Origin of the sequence: Bacillus sp. Brlt_9, assembly GCF_051948935.1 — a bacterium.
Taxonomy (GTDB): Bacteria; Bacillota; Bacilli; order Bacillales; family Bacillaceae_G; genus Bacillus_A.
On the sequence record NZ_JAYJLO010000001.1, the window covers coordinates 790,097 to 810,587 of the forward strand.

Genomic DNA, 20,491 nt, shown 5'->3' on the forward strand with positions numbered 1-20,491 from the left:
TCTTAAAATTCAATGTACAGGACCTATAAAAGTTCGATAGGTTTCAGTGCAGGGTAAAAAAATGTATGAATTTAAAACACTACTATATATATGATAATATAAATATCCTGCAAATTCCATAGATAGTGAAAAATGGGTAGCCTTGTGTTTATTTTCGTCAAATTAGAACATAATTTTTGAAGTTAAATCTTACAAATCGTCAAATCTTTTGAAAGTGAAAGATAGTATCAAAAATAGTTTTCTAAAAATATTATACTATTGATAAAAATAGTATTTTTTGTCATGATAAGAGTATACTTCATGGGAAGAAATTTACTAGAAAATACATTCTTTGCATTGTATTAGATTAATAGAGTTTTTCAGAGTGGATAGGCAATGTATATTAATATAATGAATGAAATGTCGAATTTTCAATGAAATACATAAGGAATTTGAAAAAAGCATTGCAAAAATACTAAGTTTAATGGTAAAGTTCACATGAAGTTCACACGGAATTCACTTCGTTCATTTAAAATGAACTCTGTGTGAAAAATAAATCTCTTGTTAAAAAATGGAACTTAATGAATATTTTACTTTGATAATATTGTAATGTATTAAGTTTATAAGTTTTTTTAAGAGGATAGTAGGGAAAGGAAGTAAAGACAACTTATGAAAAAAGTAATTGCAGGTTTAGCAGCAGCTTCTGTAGTAGGTGTTGCAGTTCCAGGTATGGATTCTGCTCAAGCACAAGTTTCAAACGAAGCGCTAAAAGAAATTAATGGACAAACACAAACTCAAACGACTGTAACTGAAACAAAAACTGTAGAAACAAAATCTGACTTAAAATACACAGTAACTGCTGATGTATTAAATGTTCGTTCAGGTGCTGGTACAGGACATAACGTGATTTCTAAAGTGAAATCAGGTCAAGTACTACAAGTAATTGGACAAGAAAACGGTTGGTTCAAAGTAACTGTAAACGGTAAGACTGGTTATGTAAGTGGTGACTTCGTAACGACTGGTGGTAAAACAGGAACTGCTGTTCAACAAGGAACTGGTACTTACACAGTAAACGTTTCTTCACTTAACGTTCGTACAGGCCCAAGTACATCTCATACAGTATTAGGCTCTGTAAATAAAGGTAAAACAGTACAAGTTGTTGGTGAAGTACAAGATTGGTTTAAAATCAACTTCAATGGTGGAACTGGATACGTAAGCAAAGACTTCGTAACAAAAGGTGGTTCTGCTGTATCTAACGAAACAAAACAACCAACTACAAACAACAATACTACTTCAGTTCAAACTGGTGGTTCTTATGTTGTTAACACTGGTGCTTTAAAAGTACGTACAGGCCCAGCTACATATAATGCTGTAATCGGTGGCGTAACACAAGGTAAAGTATTAAACGTTACTGGCGCTGAAAATGGTTGGTACAAAATTAACCATAACGGCCGTACAGGTTACGTAAGCGCAGACTTCGTTAAGTTTGTAAAAGGCGGAGTAAACAACGTTACGAATAACAATAACGTTACAAATAACGTTCAACAACCAGGTAAAGACGTACAAAAACCAACAACAGGTGGAAATACATCTTCAATCGCTGGATTCGCTAGATCATTAAATGGTTCACCATACAGAACTGCTGGTACAACACCTGCTGGTTTTGATTGCAGTGGATTCATTCACTACGTATTAAATCAAACTGGTCATAAAGGCGCTCGTCAAACAGTTGCTGGATACTGGAGCTCTAAAACAAAAACTAGCAATCCACAACCAGGTGATTTAGTATACTTCCAAAATACTTATAAATCAGGTCCTTCTCACATGGGTGTTTATTTAGGAAACGGTCAGTTCATTAGTGCAGAAACTGATGCAACTGGTGTACGTATTAGTTCTGTAAGCAACTCTTACTGGAGCAAGCACCTATTAGGTTATACAAAAGCATACTAAGAAAAAGTAGTTTATATACTTTTCGTATAGAGAAAAGGCTTTCCAGGGAAACTTGGGAAGCCTTTTTATAGTTGGATAAACTGGGAGTGTAGTAGTTTTTACTGTAACTTCCCATTTAAGAATCGAGCGTATAGGTCATGAAAGTAGTTCGGGCGAAATAAGTTTGCTGCATGTCCTGCAAGCGGTATTTCTTTATATAAAACGTTAGGAAGAATGGACTTTAAATCAAAAAGACAAGATTTATAGAGATGATCGTGTTCACCCATTACCCATAGAATAGGGTGGGGAAGTGATTTTAATTTAGATTTCAAGTCGAATTCTAACCGGTGTCGTAATGATTGGGCAATGATTGATGAATGTAATTGCAATCCGAAACGATAATAAATATTTCTTGAAATGACTGCAAACGGATTTGCCTTTAATATGCCACTTGGAAAAATAGTATTCGCGTATTGAGAGAGCCATTTAGAGTAATCGTCTCCTCGCTTTTCCCAAAACTTTTGAAATACGTTATATAAAAGGGATGGGTTATTATAATGTCCACCAATATGACAAATGCTCAAAACTTTTTCTGGGTGCATTTGTGCAAAAATTGTAGAGATATAACAGCCGTAGCTTAAAGCGCAAATATGGGCCTTTTTAATGCCTTCTTTTTCGTATAAATTCAATAATTGATCTACGAGACGCTGTAATGAAAATTCGATAGCTTCTCCTTTATCGTCGCCGTGACCTAATAAGTCATAAGTAATAATGTTGTAAGAGGCGGAAAATCGTTTATGCTCTTTTTTGAAAGCACGACGATTGCCGACTAATCCATGAATAAAAATGATTGTTTCCTTTTCGGAATGTATATTTGTTTGCAAAAAGGATACTCCTTTCAATAACGGGAGATTTATATAGTATTGTAAATTGGTTATTTATAATTCGCATAGAATAATATTAAGTACCAGGTAATAATATCAGATGTTTATATCTGTTGTAAAGATGCGTTTTTATGTATATTTTGTAAAAACAGAAAAAGCGTGTTTACATTCAGTTTACATTTGTATTGTATTCTATTTTTAGAAAGAACAGTTTGGTTTAACACGAGGAGATGAACAGTGGAATGGAAGTTAGAAATGAAATGAAGAAAAAAGGGAGCTGGAGGCAGTTTTTACGCCTTATTCAAGATACAAATCCTCCGAAAGGGATTCTTGCTTTTGCATTATTAATGAGTTTGCTTTCTACGGGAGCGAGTTTATTTATTCCGATGTTAACGAAGGGGTTAGTAGATAATTTTTCACTTTCTTCAATTAGTACAGGGCAAATTGTTGGACTAATTGCATTCTTTATTATGCAAACTATAGCTGCAGGATTGTCTATATATTTATTAAATTATATAGGACAGAAGATTGTAGCTGGACTGAGAGAACGTTTGTGGAAAAAGGTGCTTATTTTACCGGTAACTTATTATGATCAAAATAGAACGGGTGATACAATTAGCCGTATGACAAATGATACAGGAGTTGTGAAAACATTAATTTCTGAGCATTTGTCAAACTTATTAACAGGTGGTATTTCAATTGTCGGATCTTTAATTGTACTATTTGTTTTAGATTGGAAAATGACACTTTTACTTTTAACGGTTATTCCATTATCAGTACTCATTTTAGTTCCACTTGGACGAAAAATGTATAAGATTTCAAAAGCACTTCAAGATGAAACGGCTTCTTTTACTAGTGTACTAACACAAGTGTTATCAGAAATTCGTTTAGTGAAATCTTCGAACACAGAAAAAAGAGAATATGAAACTGGAAATAAAGGTATCGACAAGTTATTGCAATTTGGATTGAAAGAAGGAAAAGTGCAAGCGTTAATTTCACCAGTTATGTCGTTTGTTTTAATGGCATTGCTTGTTATTATCGTAGGGTATGGTGGAATGCGAGTTTCTAGCGGTGCATTAACTACAGGGGAACTTGTAGCGTTTATTTTATATTTAGTTCAAATTATAATGCCAATGAGTCAACTATCTATGTTCTTTACACAATTCCAAAAGGCAATTGGTGCAACGGAAAGAATTAATACAATTTTAGAATATGAAGTAGAAGATCATGAAACTGGTGTGAAGGTCACAAATGCTAAGCAGCCAATCGTTCTTGAAAATGTACATTTCGAGTATAACGAAGAAGAGCAAGTGTTAAAGAATATTGATTTCACAATTGAATCAGGCAAAGTAACAGCGATCGTAGGACCAAGTGGTAGTGGGAAAACGACGCTATTCTCGTTATTAGAACGTTTTTATGAGCCAACTAGCGGTGCTATTAAATTAGGAAAAGACTCAATTAAGAATTATTCACTACAGTCATGGCGACGTCAAATCGGTTACGTATCACAAGATAGTCCGTTAATTGATGGAACGATTCGTGATAATATTTGCTACGGTGTTGAGGGCGAAGTGACTGATGCAGAAATTGAAAAAGTAGCAGCGATGGCATATGTTGATGCGTTTATTCATGACTTACCGAATGGATATGCAACAGAAGTTGGAGAGCGAGGTGTCAAGCTATCTGGAGGACAAAGACAACGAATTGCCATTGCCCGAGCGTTACTTAGAAATCCACAAATTCTTATGTTAGATGAGGCAACTTCTAGTTTAGATAGTAAATCAGAGTCTGTCGTTCAAAAGGCATTAAATAACTTAATGAAAGGCAGAACAACGTTAGTTATTGCACATAGACTTTCTACTGTAGTAGATGCAGATAAAATTATCTTTATAGAAAAAGGGAATCTTACAGGAAGCGGTACGCATGATGAATTGTTACGCACACATGACATGTATCGTGAATTTGCAACGCAACAATTGAAAATTAAAGAGGCTGCATTATAAAATGAATAATCAGTGGGGAATTTGCTTCACTGATTATTTGTTTTGAACAGTAATAAAATAGATGCGGAGTAGAAAGGAAATGGTTCTTTTGATACCTAAAATATTAATTGTGGATGATGATCCGCATATTAGAGAACTTGTTTCTGTTTTTTTAGAGCGGGAAGGCTTTCAAACATATGAGGCAATTGATGGTCTAGATGCACTTCAGAAAATGGACGAAGTGAAAGTCGATATGGTTATTCTCGATATTATGATGCCGAATATGGATGGATTTGATTTATGTTTTGAATTAAGGAAGTACTATGATATCCCAATTTTAATGCTAACCGCTAAAGGAGAGACGTCTCAAAAAGTAAAAGGATTTCATCTTGGAACAGATGATTATCTTGTAAAACCATTTGATCCGATAGAACTAGTAGTGAGAGTAAAGGCATTACTGAAACGTTACCAAATTACAGTATCGCAATCAATCCAAGTTGGAAATGTACTGTTAAATCGTAAAACATTTGAAGTTACAACTCGAGAACAAACAGTTACGTTACCGCTAAAAGAATTCGAATTGCTCTTTACTTTAGGTTCTAAAGCGGGAAGAACTTGTTCGAGAGAGCAATTAATTGAAGATGTATGGGGATATGATTTTGAAGGGAATGAACGTACACTAGATGTCCATATAAATCGGTTACGTGAGAAGTTTCAAGAAGAGAAGTCGAAGTTTAGTATTAAAACGATAAGAGGTTTAGGGTATCGCTTAGAGGTAAGTAAATGAGAAAAAGAAAACAAATGAGTAAGTTGAAGATGTTGAAAGTAACGGGAGCGATAATAGCGCTCTTTTCTTTTCTCACTATAATTTGGTCTATCGCTTTTTATGTAGCATCTAGTATATTAGATGCTCTGGAAATAAACGTATCGCCGTTTGTTACTTTTTTAATCAGTGATATGGTCGGCTTTGTATTTATTGTTTTTATTTGGGTGTTGATCGGTGTATTAATGAGGCCAAAACGACAGGCAATGATTTGGACTATTATTGAACCGATACAAAAAATTGCAAAAGGAGACTTCTCAGTAAAAATACGAAATGAAGAAAAGTATGATGGAGAAATTGGTGTACTCGTAAAAAGTATAAATGATATGACAGATGAACTAAATGCGATGGAGAAAATGCGTCAGGAATTTGTGTCGAATGTTTCACATGAAATACAGTCACCATTAACATCTATAAAAGGTTTTGCTAGAGCGCTACAAGACGATAATCTTTCTGAGGAAAAAAGAAAGCATTATCTTACCATTATTGAGACAGAAACGACGAGATTATCTAAACTAAGTCAAAATTTACTGAAACTAACTCTTTTAGAGTCAGAAGAGTATACACCAGAAAGAGTGACTTATCGATTAGACCAACAGTTAAAACAAATTGTATTAAATAGTGAACCGCTCTGGGCTGAGAAAGAAATTGAATTAGACCTTGATTTAGAAAAAGTGCATATAACCGCAGACCAAGAAAGTATGAGTCAAGTTTGGATTAATTTAATTCATAATAGTATTAAATTTACTCCAAGTAGCGGTACAATTACAATCCAGTTACAAGAATATGAGAAAGTAGTAGAAGTAAGTATTCGCGATTCGGGAATTGGTATATCAGAAGAACAGAAACAACATATTTTTGAACGTTTTTATAAAGCAGATTCTTCACGAAATCGTGCTTATGGAGGAAGTGGCTTAGGTTTAGCCATTGTAAAAAAGGTACTTGACCTTCATCAAGGGGAGATTAAAGTCGAGAGTGAAGAAGGGAATGGGACAGAATTTATTGTTTGTATTCCTAAATATGAAGAAAAGTAGTGTTAGGAGGAAAATCTTCTAACACTATATCTCTTTAAATACACATTCCCTGTTAATGCAACTATATTGATAAGCTCTTCCTTCGCTATTCATACGGTATGATTAATCTGATTCTTTATCTTTCTTAAAGTCAACGTACGCTTCTGCACCGTTTTTATCATCATCTATATCAATGAAGTGAACGGATCGTATAGAATAATCCTTCTTTCTACTTAATCCCTTTTCTTGCAAATTTTTATGTATACCGGCTACTAACTCGTCAAACAATGACCAGTTTAAATTAAGATTCTCAAATGACTCAGTATGTCTTCCTAAAATGCCGTCGTCTTGTATTATTTTTTTATTATTATCGTATGTATAAGAGTATGTAAAATAAGGTTCGTCTTTATATACTACTGTTGCATAATAGCCGATATTATAAAGGGGAGTATATTTTCCGGTTATGCTTTGTATTTCTTTTTGCTTATATCCTTTTATAGTATGGAGATAGTCGCTAGTATCTTTTTCTATTACTTTATAATGTAGTGGATTACCAAATATAAAGTACATAGTCAAAAATATGATACATAGTCCGACTGCAGTTAGTGATAAGAGCCATTTTTTTCTTTTTATACACATACCCTCTCCTATGCTGGATTTATTTTTATTTTACATGAATAATGGAAAAAACATGAGATTTATAAATAAAAACTTTCCATAGTTACCTATAAGTAACCTACGCACATGAAAGTGCATCATTGCCTTTTTACATAAATATAGTTACACTTTTAATATAATAATAAACAACTGAGACGATTAAGGAGTGTTATATTTGGCAGAATTATTACAAGGCAAAAATGCTTTAATTACAGGAGCAGGTAGAGGGATTGGTCGTGCTGTAGCGATCGCATTAGCGAAAGAAGGCGTAAATGTAGGTCTATTAGCTCGTTCAGAAGAAAATTTAAAAGCTGTAGCGAAAGAAGTAGAAGCAGAAGGCGTAAAAGCTGTTATTGCGACTGCTGATGTATCTTCATATGAAGAGGTAACGACTGCAATTGAAACGTTAAAAAACGGTTTAGGATCTATCGATATTTTAATTAATAATGCTGGTATTTCTAAATTCGGTAAGTTTTTAGAACTAGACGTTGCTGATTGGGAAAAAATTATTCAAGTAAACTTAATGGGTGTATATTATGCAACTCGTGCAGCTTTACCAAGTATGATTGAACAACAATCAGGTGATATCATTAATATTTCATCTACAGCAGGACAAAAAGGTGCGCCTGTAACAAGTGCATATAGTGCTTCAAAATTTGGTGTCCTTGGCTTAACAGAATCGTTAGCGATGGAAGTTCGCAAACATAATATTCGTGTAACAGCTTTAACTCCAAGTACAGTAGCAACGGATATGGCTGTAGATTTAGGATTAACTGACGGAAACCCAGATAAAGTAATGCAAGCAGAAGATATTGCAGAGTTTATCGTAGCACAGCTGAAATTAAATAAACGTACATTTATTAAATCAGCAGGACTTTGGTCTACAAATCCGTAAGGGATAAATGTATAAACGAAAGAAGGGATATTTATTCTGTAATGGAGTAGATGTCCCTTCTTTATTTTTACATGAAACGAAATGCTCTGTATAATCTAATGTAAATGATAAATAGCTTTTAAAAGGAATATTTTGTTTCTAAGAATTAATAGCTGCTGAGCCATGTGTTAGTGCTATAGCGCTTCAAACTGTCGGGAGTAAAGGCTATGATGGGTTTGTAATCGCAGTCGTAAAATAATGACGAAAGGAGATAAAAAAGTGAAAAAGAAATTTCAAAAATTATAACATGAATCGTGTGCAACAGAGCTAGCTCGTGGACCTCCAACATACTTAAAAATATAAGTTTATATAAAAATTGGAGGTTAGCAATAGATGAGAACTGAAAAAGAAATGCTAGACTTAATTATGAATATAGCAAAAGAGGATGAACGAATTCGAGCTGTCATCATGAATGGATCACGTGTAAATCAAAATGTGAAAAAAGATTGTTTTCAAGACTATGATATTGTCTATGTTGTAAATGATATACAATCTTTTACGTCTAATCATAATTGGATTCATAGATTTGGAGAAATAATGATTGTACAAATGCCAGAAGAAATGTCATTAGTTCCTGCGGACGCAGACGGGAAATTTCCGTATTTAATGCAGTTTATGGATGGAAATCGAATTGATTTAACGCTCGTTCCATTTGATTTAATAAATAAGTTCATTGGACAAGATAGTTTAAGTGAACTGCTTCTGGATAAAGATAATTGTATGGTTGAATTTCCACCAGCAAGCGATAAAGACTACTTAATAAAAAAGCCTACAGAAAAAGAGTTTTTGGATTGTTGTAATGAATTTTGGTGGTGTAGTACGAATGTGGCAAAAGGGCTATGGAGAGAAGAGCTTTCTTATGTGAAAGGGATGCTTGATGGTCCAGTAAGAGATATGTTCATCGTTATGCTAGAATGGCATATTGGTATGAAAACAGACTTTACAGGTAATGCAGGAAAGTTTGGGAAGCAATTTGAACAGTATATGGAAAAGGATATGTGGGAGCAATTTAAAAGAACTTTTTCTAATGCAGAATATGAAAACATATGGGAGTCATTCTTTGTCATGGGTAATTTATTTAGGGAAGTAGCGAATGAAATTGCTAATGCTTATGGATATCAATACCCGCAAGGTGATGATGACAGAGTGACAAGCTATTTAAAACATGTGAAAGCTTTACCGAAAGATAGTACATCGATTTATTAATAATAGTAAGCAGTAAGACTGTCCAAATTACGGACAGTCTTATTTTTGTTCATGAATGGGAATTTCTCTAACAAAGTGCAGAGGAATCACATATGAAACTTTAGGGAGGTTTTTATCATGTATTATTTTTATTCGCCACAAATGTTTGCTCCATATCAATGGGGACTAGAACGAGATGTTTCGTACGCCTATATGCCATATAACTCATTTTATTATGGAGACTATATAAGCTCATTGCCATACGCATATATCCCTCAAAATTATGAAGTACAGATGAAAGCAGATGAGCGTGGATCATGGACACCATTTTCTTGGGTCGAAAAATATGCGTATGCATTTTCAGGACCGTACAATAAAGCGGAAGTTGCTCTTACATTTGATGATGGACCAGATTTAGAATTCACGCCAAAAATATTAGATAAGTTAAAACAACATAATGTAAAAGCGACTTTTTTCCTGCTTGGTGAAAATGCAGAAAAGTTTCCGAATGTAGTAAAACGTATTTCGAATGAAGGGCATGTAATTGGAAATCATACGTATAGCCATCCTAATTTAGCGAAAGTAAATGATGCTGAGTACCGTAATCAAATTATAAAAACAGAAGAAATATTAAATCGTTTAGCTGGTTATGCACCGAAGTTTATTCGTCCTCCGTATGGTGAAATACTTGAAAATCAATTGAAGTGGGCAACAGAGCAAAATTTTATGATTGTACAGTGGAGTGTTGATACAGTTGATTGGAAAGGTATAAGCGCTGAAACAATTACAAATAATGTGTTAGGGAATTCGTTTCCTGGAAGTGTCATCCTTCAGCATTCAACACCAGGTGGGCATTTGCAAGGATCTGTAGATGCATTAGACAAAATCATTCCGCAGTTAAAAACGAAAGGGGCGCGTTTTGTAACGCTTCCAAGTATGTTCCAGACATCAAAAGAAAGAAAATGATTGTGTTATAAATTGGGAAAAACAGGATTGTGTCGTATAATGAAGGTATAGGTTAGGAGGGGATATAATTGATGTATGCACTAATAAACATAGGAATGAGTATTTTAATAGGTATTATATTTATATTTGCGGCAATTATCCTTCAAAAAAATCCACCGACCGATATTAATGCGGCATATGGTTATCGTACGAAACGATCTATGAAAAATAAAGAATTATGGGATGCAGGTAATAAGTATAGTGCAGAAGTGATGAAGCAAAACGGATTCATGATGATGTTCATTGGAAGTGTTATTAGTATACTGTTTAGATATCCACATACAATGATAGCGATTATGATAGTTATGCTGTTATTAATCATTCGTTTATTTATACAAGTAGAGAGTAGATTAAAAATACTTGAACAATAATGAAAAAATAGGACTCCACGCAATATAATGCTAGGAGTCCTATTTTATTTATAAACTATTATTTTCTAGTAAGTCTTTTCCTTGTTCAACAACAAATTCATAGTATGCAAGATCATATGGATAAATGTCTTCAAATGTTATCGTTATCGGTTTATTGTTTAAAACAGAAATAGCCGTAAAAGATGAAATCTCTCTTTTTAATAGTTGTAGAAAAGAAGTTGCATGTATTTTCATCACATCGTCTACTTCTTCACCTGGTGCGAATGGAAGTGGATTGATGACATGGTGGAAATACATATGACAAAACTCGCGATCCGTAAGATTTGAAATTTCATAATCTATTTCAAAGATGCCTTTGTATGCTAAATCAGTCGTTTGGAAAGAAAGCCCTAATTCCTCTTCAATTTCACGAAGACCACCACTTTGTACATCTTCATCATGCATAATATGTCCGGCTGAAGTAATATCCCATATATTCGGTGCTTCTTTTTTATTTTTAGAGCGTAATTGGAAATATAAAAACATATCTTCATCATCTTTTTCTACAAACCAACAATGAAATGTTTCGTGCCAATCACCGTCACGATGCACTTCATCACGTAATTTCTTCCCAAGTATATTTTTTTCAGTATCAAATATTGTTAACCACTCCGTCATTTTAATTCCCCTTTCTGCAAATTTTATTATACAATATTCGTATTGAATTTTGGGAAAATAAAGAAAAAAGGAGAGGTTATAAGTGGGTATAGAGAGGAAGGAAATAAAATCGATTATTTCAACAGAGGAAGAATTAAGGAAAATATTGGGGCAACCAAGTGAGAGAGCGTTAAAGAAAGTTATTTCATCACTAGACCATCATTGCGTAGATTTTCTGTCTAAATCTCCTTTTCTAGTATTATCTACGGCAAATAAATTAGGAGATTGTGACGCTTCACCGAGAGGAGATGCACCTGGATTTGTATACGTATTAAATCATAATAAAATTATCATTCCAGAAAGACCAGGAAACCGCCGTATAGATTCCATTTTGAATATTATTTCAAATCCATACGTAGGGTTACTCTTTTTTATTCCTGGACTTGGGGAGACGCTCCGAATAAACGGCAGTGCGTATATTACAAACGATGAAGAAATTTTGCAAGAAATGCAGGCGAATGGACGCAATCCGTTACTTGGAATTGTTGTTGAAATAGAAGAGTGTTATATTCATTGTGCAAAAGCTTTTATTCGTTCTAATATGTGGAATCCAGAATCTTGGTTAAATAAAAAAGAGTTACCATCAGCAGCAAAAATGTTGCTGGAGCATGCGAAAGTGAATGCTTCAGAAGAAGATGTTGCACGTTCTTTAGAAGAAAGTTATACGAAAAGATTGTATTAATAAAAATATATTAATATATTTTTTGGTAGACGAGTATCTATGTTTTTTTAATGGGATATTCATATATAAAATGTTAATTTATAAGTAGAGAAAATTACAAATAGGTAGATCCATTTGTAGATGAATAATGCTATTGTAAAATATAATAAAAGAAGTTTTGGAAAATAGTTAGTAAAAATAGGCTTGCTTTTTAAAAAGTTGATAACTATAATAAGTTAACAAATAGACATGAACGAAAAAGTAACGATAAGGACATGAAATCATTTTTACGGTTTACAGAGAGGGAAGTCAAGGGTGTGAGCTTCCTAACACGAGAAATGATTTTACCACCTTTGAACTTCAATAGTGAACGAGCAATCTAGTAATTATTGACGGAATCAGCCGTTATCTGAACTTGAGCAATCTAGGAGGAAATGCGTCTGGATTGGAACAAGGGTGGAACCACGAAAACACATTCGTCCCTTTCCTAGGGATGAGTGTGTTTTTTTACGGATTTTCAGATTGAAAATTAAAAATAATTAAAAAATAGTATTGATTTTGTTTTTTATGCGAGTATAATGAGTTAACAAATAAACATGAACGAAAAGTAACGATAAGGACATGAAATCATTTTTACGGTTTACAGAGAGGGAAGTCAAGGGTGTGAGCTTCCTAACACGAGAAATGATTTTACCACCTTTGAACTTCAATAGTGAACGAGTAATCTAGTAATTATTGACGGAATCAGCCGTTATCTGAACTTGAGCAACCTAGGGAGAAGTACGCCCTGGTTGGAACAAGGGTGGAACCACGAAAACACATTCGTCCCTTTCCTAGGGATGGGTGTGTTTTTTTATTACTTTGAAAGGAGGTGCAGTAACATGAAACGATTTGTACGTACGGAAATAACCACCACCTGCATGATTAAAAAGCAGAGCAAGGTGATTGATAGAGATAAATAATAAAATTGTAGGAGGAGATTAGAAGATGAATAACGTTATTAATGTTGGGGTGTTAGGATTAGGTACGGTCGGAAGTGGTGTTGTCCATATTTTGAAAGAACATTATAAAAAAATTTCACTTGATACAGGGTATGAAGTGAAAGTGAAGACAGTCGTTGTACGTGATTTAGAAAAAGAACGTGATGTTTGTATTGATGGAATCGTAGTAACAAGTCATGTCGATGAAGTTCTAAATGATTCAAATATTGATATTGTAGTAGAGGTAATGGGCGGAATTGAAGAAGCAAAACAGCATATCATTAAGGCTTTACGAAATAAGAAGCATGTTGTAACAGCAAATAAAGATTTAATGGCTGTATACGGTGCAGAGCTTCTCCGATTAGCGAATGAAAATGATTGTGATTTATGTTATGAAGCAAGTGTAGCGGGTGGTATTCCAGTGTTAAGAGGGTTAACAGACGGATTAGCTTCAGATCAAATTGAAAAAATAATGGGAATCGTAAATGGTACAACAAATTACATGTTAACAAAGATGAGTCAAAATGGATGGTCGTATGAGGAGGCGTTACAAGAGGCGCAAAAATTAGGATTTGCAGAATCAGACCCGACAGCTGATGTAGATGGACTAGATGCGGCGAGAAAAGTAGCAATTCTTGCAAACTTAGGATTTTCGATGAATGTTTCATTAGATGATGTCCAAGTGAGAGGGATTCGAAGGGTAGAAAAAGAAGATTTACAAATGGCTGAAAAATTAGGATTTACTATGAAATTAATTGGGAAAGCAGAGAAACAAGGGTCAGCCATTCATTTAAGTGTAGAACCGACTCTTTTACCAAGTCATCATCCATTATCGAATGTAAATAATGAATTTAATGCAGTGTATGTTCACGGGCAAGCGGTGGGAGAAGTAATGTTTTACGGACCTGGAGCTGGGAAGTTACCGACTGGCTCTGCTGTAGTAAGTGATATTATTTCGATCGTTAAAAATATGAATCAAGTTCATAAAAATAAAAGTGTGCTAAAAGAACCAGAACCGTACGAATTACAGGGAGATGATGAAGTCGTTTCGAAATATTTCTTACGTATTTCATTACGAGACGAACCAGGGATGTTACAAAAAATAACAGAATGTTTCGTTAATTATTCTGTAAGTTTAAAAGAAGTGATTCAGTTACCTTTAAATCGTCAACTTGCAGAAGTCGTTGTTGTGACACATCAAACTTCAAAGTATCAATTCGAACGAGTTTTAGGAGCGATAGAAGATGTCGCAAGTGAAATAAACAGTTACTACATTATTGAGGAGGAAAAACAATATGTATAAAGGATTATTAAAACAGTATGCTTCTTATTTACCGGTGAATGAAAATACACCTGATGTGAGTTTAATGGAAGGGAATACACCGCTTATTCCGTTATTAAATATATCAAAACAATTAGGAATTCAGTTATACGGTAAGTATGAAGGAGCAAATCCGACAGGTTCTTTTAAAGATCGTGGTATGGTAATGGCAGTCGCGAAGGCGAAAGAAGAAGGTTCAGAGGCAATCATTTGTGCATCAACAGGTAATACATCAGCATCGGCCGCAGCATATGCGGCACGCCTTGGAATGAAATGTATTATCGTAATTCCAGAAGGAAAGATTGCTCACGGAAAATTAGCGCAAGCAGTTGCCTATGGTGCTGAAATCATTTCAATAGAAGGGAATTTTGATGATGCACTTAAGGCTGTAAGAAATATTGCTGCGGAAGAGCCGATTACATTAGTAAACTCTGTGAATCCTTATCGAATTGAAGGACAAAAAACTGCAGCGTTTGAAATTTGTGATCAGTTACAAAGTGCACCAGATGTGTTAGCGATTCCTGTTGGAAATGCTGGAAATATTACAGCGTACTGGAAAGGTTTCTGTGAATATGAGAAAGAAAAAGGCTATAAGAAGCCAAGAATTCACGGATTTGAAGCGGAAGGAGCAGCTGCTATTGTAAAAGGACATGTCATTGAAGAACCTGAAACAATTGCAACAGCGATTCGCATCGGTAATCCAGCAAGTTGGTCATATGCAGTAGAGGCTGCTGAGCAGTCTCATGGTGAAATAGATATGGTATCAGATGAGGAAATATTGCATGCATATAGATTATTAGCAAAATCGGAAGGAGTTTTCGCTGAGCCGGGATCAAATGCTTCATTAGCGGGCGTAATTAAACATGTTCAATCTGGAAAAATCAAAAAAGGGGAAACAGTTGTGGCAGTTTTAACTGGAAATGGCTTGAAAGATCCTGATATCGCAATTTCTTCTAATACATTAGATATTGCAAGTGTTTCAAATGATATAGAACAAATTAAAGAGCATATTAAAGGGGTGATTATGTCGTGATACCATTAAGTATTCGTGTTCCTGCTAGTACAGCGAATGTTGGACCTGGATTTGATTCAGTAGGAATAGCGTTGTCATTGTATTTACATGTAGTAGTAAAAGAGAAAGCTGATAAATGGCAAGTCATCCATTCCTTTGATGATTCAATTCCGACAGACGATAAAAATTTAATCGTTAGTACGGCATGTAAAGTGTGTCCCTCTTTGTCACCCTATATAATAGAAGTTACTAGCAATATTCCGCTAACAAGAGGTTTAGGAAGTAGTGCATCTGCAATTGTAGCAGGGATAGAGCTTGCGAATCAACTAGGAAATTTGAACTTAACAACTGATCAAAAAGTTCAAATTGCTACAAATTTTGAAGGACATCCTGATAATGTTGCTGCTTCTATATTAGGGGGCACTGTAATCGGAGCACTTGATGGAAAGAATGTTTCGGTTGTAAGAATTGAAAGTAAGGAATTAGGTGTAATTTCTCTTATACCGAATGAAGAGTTAAATACAGATGAAAGCCGATCTGTATTACCAGATATGTTTCCGTTTCATGAAGCTGTTAAGGCTAGTGCGATCAGCAACGTATTGGTAGCTGCGTTTTGTCAAAAGAAATGGGAAGTTGTAGGTGAAATGATGGAAAGGGATCATTTTCACGAGCCATATCGTTTAGAACTCGTACCGTTATTACCATCTATTCGTAAATGTGCAAAAGAGTTTGGTGCATACGGCACAGCGCTTAGCGGTGCAGGACCATCCATTTTTATATTAACGCCATATGAGAAACGCCAAGAAATTGCTGAGCAATTAGCGAGAGTATTTACGTCTATGAAAGTGTGTGAGCTAGAAATCGATCATAAAGGAATTACTGTAAATAAAGAAGAACATATAGAATTATAAAAAAGCTAGCATTGCTAGCTTTTTTTGTTGTAAATATCTTTTCAGTTGGCATATAAAAGGAAAGTAATAATGTATAATTTAGTAAAGTATGTATTCATTTGGAGGTGATCGTATGAAGAAAGAGTCACCGGAAGAAAAAAGAGAACGTATACGGCAAAGTGAATTGAAAAATAATCCTACTGGTTCTTTAAAGGATGGATTAAACAGAGCTGAAACAGGTAGTCCAGTTGATATGACAGGTGGTATGAATTGGAAAGGTACAGCGCTAGTAATTTTAGTGCTAGTTTTAGGCTATATTATATACACTTATTTTTTTAGTTAAGAAATGCACGTTAAAGTTATGAATTATTTGTTTTTATAAGTAGTGAGGATTGTACTACATATACTTTAAATAAATTATAGTTGTCCATACACGCTTATTTTTAATACTCAAAATAGAGCTAGTTTATGCTAGTTCTATTTTTTTGCCACATTCCTGTAACAAAGCCCCTGTATATTCAGTGGTGGAGGTGCAGAAGATGAAAAAAATGATAGCAATATGTCTTCTTACAACGATGTCATTTTCGACTTTAGTCGGGTGTGATGTAGAAGGTAACAATACTGTACAAGAGTCTAAAATAAAGAAAGCGACGTATAAAGAGTTTACTTACGATGTAAATCCAGAGACTTTCACGTTAACTGTGGAACATGATGGTGTAAAGGAACAGGCGTCACAGCCGTTACCGAAAATGAAGGTATCAAATGTAAAAAAAGACAAGGGGCGTACATCTTGGGAATATCCAGATCAAAAAATAAAAGTGAATGTAGAAAAGAAAAAAAATCATTTAAATATTGAAGTGGAATCAATTGGTGCAGAAAGTTTCACATGGCCAAAAGTACAAGCTGAAAATTATACACTTCCGTTATGGGAAGGAAAGCAAATTCCGAGTAATGATGAAAATTGGAAGAAGTTTTTAAAGGATGATGCATATTCATTTGCTGAATCATTTTCTATGAAGTTTTTTGCGTTAAATGGTTCGAAATATTCCATTGTATATATTGCGAACAATATGTTTAATAATGAATTGAAATTTCATTCGGATCCAAAAATAGGATTTGATTTTATACATGAATTCCCGCGTATAAATAAAAATAAAACATATGGATTTCAATTATATGTGACCAATAATGATGCAGTCAGTATTGCTAAACTGTATAAGGATAATATTGCTGGAAAAGGTGAATTTAAAACATTACAAGAAAAAGCTAGAAAAAATAAAGAGATTGAAAAACTTTATGGTGCGGCTCATTTTTATTTTTGGAATCAAAATGGTTTGTCTGACAGTAACGTAAATTGGCCGAAGATAAGAGAGCAAATAAATAGTCCTGTATTTAGCCATATAAAAGAACTTATTCAAAAGAATAGTTCAGAGCCTGGAGAATTGAATGTATTTGAGCAAGTAAGTAAACAAGATTTCATGGATAAGTACCAAAAAAATGTTATTTTGCGTTATATAAATGAAGTATTATCAATGAAGGAATTGTATAAAGAGGATATTTTCCAAAAAGTTGATCAGAACGCTAGTGAGTTCTTAAACAAAGGTGTAGATCATTTAACGAAGATGGAGTTATATGACTTAAATAAGCATGTATTAAAATCAGCGCTCGGTGATGCGGTTGAAGACGTAAGTAAATGGGGTAAGGCAGATGGAACGGATATTATAAAGGAAATGAAAGCGGCAGGAATAGACAATGCGTGGATTGGTTTACCAAACTGGGAACAAGGCTATATGCAACCTAATTTCGTGACAGAAGCTAAGAAAATGGGATATTTAGTTGGCCCGTATGATTCTTATCATTCTATTCACGAAAAGGCTGATAAAAATTGGAATACAGCTTCTTTTCATGATCCATCGTTATATGAAGAGGCAACTGTGACGAAGAAAAATGGAGAGAAAGTGCAAGGGTTTTTAGGTAGAGGGCGAAAATTAAATCCAACTTTATCTCTTCCTAGTGTAAAAGAGCGAATGAACGATATATTACAAAATGGACCTAAATATAATTCATGGTTTATTGATTGTGATGCGACAGGTGAAATTTATGATGACTATTCGGCCAAACATATAACGACACAAGAACAAGATTTGAAAGCAAGGTTGCAACGCATGGATTATATTGCACAAGAAAAAGGTATGGTAGTTGGTTCAGAAGGTGGAAATGACTTTGCAAGTAGCACGATTGCATTTGCTCATGGTATTGAAACACCGGTTATTAAATGGGACGATGAAGATATGAGGAAAAATAAAATAAGTCCGTATTATGTGGGCGGATATTGGTCACCGAATCAAAATGTTCCAGAAAAATATGCAAAACAAGTACCATTGAAAGAAGAATATAAACAAGTTTATTTAAATCCAGTATATTCGGTACCGTTATACAAATTAGTATACAACGATTCTGTAATTACAACGCATCACTGGGAATGGGGAAGTTTGAAAGTAAAAGATGAGGTAGGAAACCGTATGTTATATGAGTTATTGTATAATGTTCCTCCGTTATACCATTTAGATGAAGTAGAGTGGAATAAGCATAAACAAGAAATTACGCAGCATCTGAAAGTTTGGAATGAAGTTCATGAAAAGGCAGTAAAAGAAGAAATGACGAACTTTGCATATTTGTCAGAAGATAAATTAGTCCAATCTGCTTCATATGGAAAAGATATTAAAGTTATTGTGAATTTCTCAAATGAAGAGGTAGAAATAGATAAGGCGAAACTAAAAGCAAAATCCGCTGTTATTTATAATCATGGGAAGAAAACAATGTATACACCACTTGAGGGATAATATGAAATGTATTGTTGCATTACTAATTTTTTAGGTGAAAATTGAAGGATTCGAAACGAATGAATTTATAAATCTATAATTTAGGATGTTAAGAAGCGTTAAATTTTTGAAGTTGAAAAAATAGTGACTTGCCAAAAATAAGCACGAGAGTATAATGTGAAATGGAATACATATTGGATTCATCATGTAACCTTACAAAAATGTAAGGTGTTTGAAAGGAAATTCAATATGAAGATTGCTAGACATACATTATACTAGGGAAAGAGAAAGAGAGGCGAATGAAGATGAGCTCTGAATTAGAACAAAATACGAGAAGCAATAAAAAACGTTCTAAAAGAAAGTCAATAAAATGGTTCATTTTAATTCCATTGTTCTTACTTATTTTTGGAGGAGTAGGATATGGATCATTAATATATAATAAAGCAAAAGCTGTTGTAAGTGATGCGTATGCACAAATTGATAAATCATCAAAACGTGATAAAGAAGTTGAGCCTTTAAAGGATAACATCTCTATTTTAATTATGGGTGTAGATGGTAGTGAAATGCGAAAAAGTCAATACGGAGAAGCAGTTCGAACAGATGCACTTTTATTAGCAACAATTAATAAAGATGATAAATCAGTAAAATTAGTAAGTATTCCGCGTGATTCACGTGTTTATATTCCATCTAGAAAAAAATTAGATAAAATTACCCACGCACACGTATTTGGTGGTGTTGAAAGTACACGAGATACAGTGGAAAGATTTTTAAATGTTCCTGTTGATTATTATGTGAAGTTTAACTTCGAATCATTCGTACAAATTGTCGATTCACTTGGTGGTATTGATATTGATGTACCAGTTACTTTCACAGAGCAAGATAGTAAAGACCAAGCAGGTATGATTCATTTAGAAAAAGGCTTCCAACATTTAAATGGAGAACAAGCACTTGCACTTGCAAGAACGCGTAAAATTGACAGTGACGCAATGCGTGGCCAAAGACAACAACTTGTCATAGAAGCAATTGCAAAAAAAGCAATGTCTGTCCAATCTATTAGCAAAATGGGCTCTTTACTCGATGCGGTTGATAAAAATATGAAAACGAACTTAACTTTTGATGATATGCTTGCTATTACAAAAAATATGGCAGGATCTAATTTGGAAATGGAAAAAATGCAAATAGAAGGTACGGATAAACGTATCGGAGGTATTTATTATTACATTCCAAATGAAAAAAATGTGAAAGATATTTCAAATAAATTGAATCAGCATTTAGGTGTAACACCAAAACCAGTTCGAAATGAATAATAAAAAAAGATTGGCCTTTGCCAATCTTTTTTTATCGAAT

At 34.1% G+C, this 20,491-nt stretch carries 17 protein-coding genes, 2 pseudogenes and 2 other annotated features; of the genes and pseudogenes, 16 read left to right on the forward strand and 3 right to left on the reverse strand.

The features are described 5' to 3' along the window. Positions 1–648: 648 nt before the first annotated feature. Positions 649–1,929: an enterotoxin EntFM gene (entFM, locus tag VF726_RS04050; protein WP_440166046.1), complete on the forward strand. Its 1,281-nt coding sequence runs from the start codon at positions 649–651 to the stop codon at positions 1,927–1,929. 98 nt (positions 1,930–2,027) lie between these two features. Here entFM and VF726_RS04055 read toward each other — a convergent pair whose 3' ends face one another. Then, positions 2,028–2,792, reverse strand: coding sequence for an alpha/beta fold hydrolase (locus tag VF726_RS04055; RefSeq protein WP_440166048.1), 765 nt, complete (start codon positions 2,790–2,792; stop codon positions 2,028–2,030). 242 nt (positions 2,793–3,034) lie between these two features. On the opposite strand from VF726_RS04055, the gene VF726_RS04060 reads away from it, so the two are divergent. The 3 genes from VF726_RS04060 to hitS all read left to right on the forward strand — a co-directional run bounded on the left by VF726_RS04060 (position 3,035) and on the right by hitS (position 6,631). Continuing rightward, positions 3,035–4,795, forward strand: a complete 1,761-nt coding sequence (locus tag VF726_RS04060; RefSeq protein ID WP_440166050.1) for an ABC transporter ATP-binding protein — start codon at positions 3,035–3,037, stop codon at positions 4,793–4,795. Between the two features lie 88 nt (positions 4,796–4,883). Then, positions 4,884–5,561, forward strand: a complete 678-nt coding sequence (gene hitR / locus VF726_RS04065; protein WP_440166699.1) for an envelope stress response regulator transcription factor HitR — start codon at positions 4,884–4,886, stop codon at positions 5,559–5,561. Next, the gene (gene hitS, locus VF726_RS04070; RefSeq protein ID WP_440166052.1) at positions 5,558–6,631 is read left to right on the forward strand and encodes an envelope stress sensor histidine kinase HitS; all 1,074 of its coding nucleotides are present in this window, start codon (positions 5,558–5,560) and stop codon (positions 6,629–6,631) included. Before hitR ends, hitS begins: the two co-directional genes overlap by 4 nt. Positions 6,632–6,655: 24 nt before the next feature. Here the strand turns inward: hitS and VF726_RS04075 are convergent. Next, a pseudogene (locus tag VF726_RS04075) lies at positions 6,656–7,249 on the reverse strand (DUF3139 domain-containing protein). A gap of 193 nt (positions 7,250–7,442) precedes the next feature. On the opposite strand from VF726_RS04075, the gene VF726_RS04080 reads away from it, so the two are divergent. The 5 genes and pseudogenes from VF726_RS04080 (at position 7,443) to VF726_RS04100 (ending at position 10,762) form a co-directional block, all read left to right on the forward strand. Then, positions 7,443–8,162: a 3-ketoacyl-ACP reductase gene (locus tag VF726_RS04080; RefSeq protein WP_000818985.1), complete on the forward strand. Its 720-nt coding sequence runs from the start codon at positions 7,443–7,445 to the stop codon at positions 8,160–8,162. A gap of 142 nt (positions 8,163–8,304) precedes the next feature. Next, positions 8,305–8,400: pseudogene (locus VF726_RS04085) on the forward strand (O-methyltransferase); the annotation flags it as partial. A 134-nt stretch (positions 8,401–8,534) separates the two neighbouring features. Then, positions 8,535–9,407, forward strand: coding sequence for an aminoglycoside 6-adenylyltransferase (locus tag VF726_RS04090; protein ID WP_440166055.1), 873 nt, complete (start codon positions 8,535–8,537; stop codon positions 9,405–9,407). A gap of 117 nt (positions 9,408–9,524) precedes the next feature. Beyond that, positions 9,525–10,352 (forward strand): peptidoglycan-N-acetylglucosamine deacetylase, encoded by an 828-nt coding sequence (locus VF726_RS04095; RefSeq protein ID WP_440166056.1) that lies wholly within the window; start codon positions 9,525–9,527, stop codon positions 10,350–10,352. A 71-nt stretch (positions 10,353–10,423) separates the two neighbouring features. Then, complete coding sequence (locus tag VF726_RS04100; RefSeq protein WP_440166701.1) at positions 10,424–10,762, forward strand: SdpI family protein; 339 nt, start codon at positions 10,424–10,426, stop codon at positions 10,760–10,762. Positions 10,763–10,810: 48 nt separating this feature from the next. On the opposite strand, the gene VF726_RS04105 is transcribed toward VF726_RS04100, so the two are convergent. Then, a complete protein-coding gene (locus tag VF726_RS04105; RefSeq protein WP_440166058.1) occupies positions 10,811–11,419 on the reverse strand; it encodes an NUDIX hydrolase in 609 nt (202 codons plus the stop codon). A gap of 82 nt (positions 11,420–11,501) precedes the next feature. On the opposite strand from VF726_RS04105, the gene VF726_RS04110 reads away from it, so the two are divergent. The 7 genes from VF726_RS04110 (at position 11,502) to VF726_RS04140 (ending at position 20,451) form a co-directional block, all read left to right on the forward strand. Then, complete coding sequence (locus VF726_RS04110) at positions 11,502–12,140, forward strand: pyridoxamine 5'-phosphate oxidase family protein (protein ID WP_440166060.1); 639 nt, start codon at positions 11,502–11,504, stop codon at positions 12,138–12,140. 234 nt (positions 12,141–12,374) lie between these two features. Then, positions 12,375–12,606: a binding site (T-box leader), on the forward strand. Between the two features lie 114 nt (positions 12,607–12,720). Further along, positions 12,721–12,952, forward strand: a binding site (T-box leader). Positions 12,953–13,106: 154 nt separating this feature from the next. Continuing rightward, positions 13,107–14,402 (forward strand): homoserine dehydrogenase, encoded by a 1,296-nt coding sequence (locus tag VF726_RS04115; RefSeq protein WP_440166062.1) that lies wholly within the window; start codon positions 13,107–13,109, stop codon positions 14,400–14,402. Beyond that, positions 14,395–15,453 (forward strand): threonine synthase, encoded by a 1,059-nt coding sequence (gene thrC, locus VF726_RS04120; protein ID WP_071757907.1) that lies wholly within the window; start codon positions 14,395–14,397, stop codon positions 15,451–15,453. Before VF726_RS04115 ends, thrC begins: the two co-directional genes overlap by 8 nt. Beyond that, positions 15,450–16,343, forward strand: a complete 894-nt coding sequence (gene thrB / locus VF726_RS04125) for a homoserine kinase (RefSeq protein ID WP_440166064.1) — start codon at positions 15,450–15,452, stop codon at positions 16,341–16,343. The genes thrC and thrB overlap by 4 nt, the downstream gene beginning before the upstream one ends. 112 nt (positions 16,344–16,455) lie before the next feature. Then, on the forward strand, positions 16,456–16,665 hold the full coding sequence (locus VF726_RS04130; RefSeq protein WP_429604746.1) for a DUF6366 family protein: 210 nt from the start codon (positions 16,456–16,458) through the stop codon (positions 16,663–16,665). Between the two features lie 196 nt (positions 16,666–16,861). Further along, entirely contained in the window at positions 16,862–19,165 is a 2,304-nt protein-coding gene (locus tag VF726_RS04135) for a glycoside hydrolase (RefSeq protein ID WP_440166066.1), read from the forward strand. Between the two features lie 284 nt (positions 19,166–19,449). After that, a complete protein-coding gene (locus tag VF726_RS04140; protein WP_440166068.1) occupies positions 19,450–20,451 on the forward strand; it encodes an LCP family protein in 1,002 nt (333 codons plus the stop codon). The last annotated feature ends 40 nt before the right edge of the window (positions 20,452–20,491 follow it).

Coding starts and splice junctions, on each gene's coding strand:
- VF726_RS04105 (WP_440166058.1), bottom strand. CDS start 11,419: ATGACGGAGTGGTTAACAATATTTGATACTGAAAAAAATATACTTGGG.
- VF726_RS04115 (WP_440166062.1), top strand. CDS start 13,107: ATGAATAACGTTATTAATGTTGGGGTGTTAGGATTAGGTACGGTCGGA.
- VF726_RS04100 (WP_440166701.1), top strand. CDS start 10,424: ATGTATGCACTAATAAACATAGGAATGAGTATTTTAATAGGTATTATA.
- VF726_RS04130 (WP_429604746.1), top strand. CDS start 16,456: ATGAAGAAAGAGTCACCGGAAGAAAAAAGAGAACGTATACGGCAAAGT.
- VF726_RS04140 (WP_440166068.1), top strand. CDS start 19,450: ATGAGCTCTGAATTAGAACAAAATACGAGAAGCAATAAAAAACGTTCT.
- entFM (WP_440166046.1), top strand. CDS start 649: ATGAAAAAAGTAATTGCAGGTTTAGCAGCAGCTTCTGTAGTAGGTGTT.
- hitS (WP_440166052.1), top strand. CDS start 5,558: ATGAGAAAAAGAAAACAAATGAGTAAGTTGAAGATGTTGAAAGTAACG.
- VF726_RS04095 (WP_440166056.1), top strand. CDS start 9,525: ATGTATTATTTTTATTCGCCACAAATGTTTGCTCCATATCAATGGGGA.
- VF726_RS04090 (WP_440166055.1), top strand. CDS start 8,535: ATGAGAACTGAAAAAGAAATGCTAGACTTAATTATGAATATAGCAAAA.
- VF726_RS04060 (WP_440166050.1), top strand. CDS start 3,035: ATGGAAGTTAGAAATGAAATGAAGAAAAAAGGGAGCTGGAGGCAGTTT.
- VF726_RS04135 (WP_440166066.1), top strand. CDS start 16,862: ATGAAAAAAATGATAGCAATATGTCTTCTTACAACGATGTCATTTTCG.
- thrC (WP_071757907.1), top strand. CDS start 14,395: ATGTATAAAGGATTATTAAAACAGTATGCTTCTTATTTACCGGTGAAT.